Source organism: Clostridium sp. ZBS15 (assembly GCF_023845705.1).
Classification (GTDB): Bacteria; Bacillota; Clostridia; order Clostridiales; family Clostridiaceae; genus Clostridium; species Clostridium aquiflavi.
In genome coordinates this window covers 11,716-12,201 of sequence record NZ_JAMQHY010000081.1, presented here as the reverse complement: position 1 = coordinate 12,201, position 486 = coordinate 11,716, and the positions used below count along the sequence as shown (strand labels likewise).

The 486-nt window shown below is 27.2% G+C and carries 1 protein-coding gene; it reads right to left on the bottom strand.

Annotated elements, in window-relative coordinates; translation table 11 throughout:
- On the bottom strand, positions 1-441 hold a 441-nt coding region (locus NG904_RS16330; RefSeq protein WP_252232751.1), incomplete at its 3' end, for a response regulator transcription factor.
- Between the last annotated feature and the right edge of the window lie 45 nt (positions 442-486).

Here is a 486-nt window from a genome sequence, read left to right as displayed (position 1 = left end):
GGCAGTTAAATCTAAACCATCTATTATAAAATTATGATTTTTCTCGTATAAAGTATTTATAACATTTAAATGATGAGAATATCGTATAAGTGGAGAATTAAAGCTTGCTAGAAGTTCCATAGGATTAAATGGTTTAGTAATATAATCATCAGCTCCAATATTAAGACCCATTATTTTATCCATTTCTTCTGATTTAGCAGATAACATTATGACAGGAAAATCAAATTCACCTCTAAGTTTCATGGTCATTTGAATTCCATCCATTTTAGGCATCATTATATCTACTATAGCTAAATGTATAATTTCATTTTTTATTACATCTAGACCTTCAATTCCATTATGAGCTTTAAAAACATTGTATCCTTGGTTATTTAAATATATTGCAATTGCATCACATATTTCTTTTTCATCTTCAACTATTAAAACATTATATAATTTCATAATATTAACCCTCACCTTTACATACCAAAATCGCCAAGGCGACTT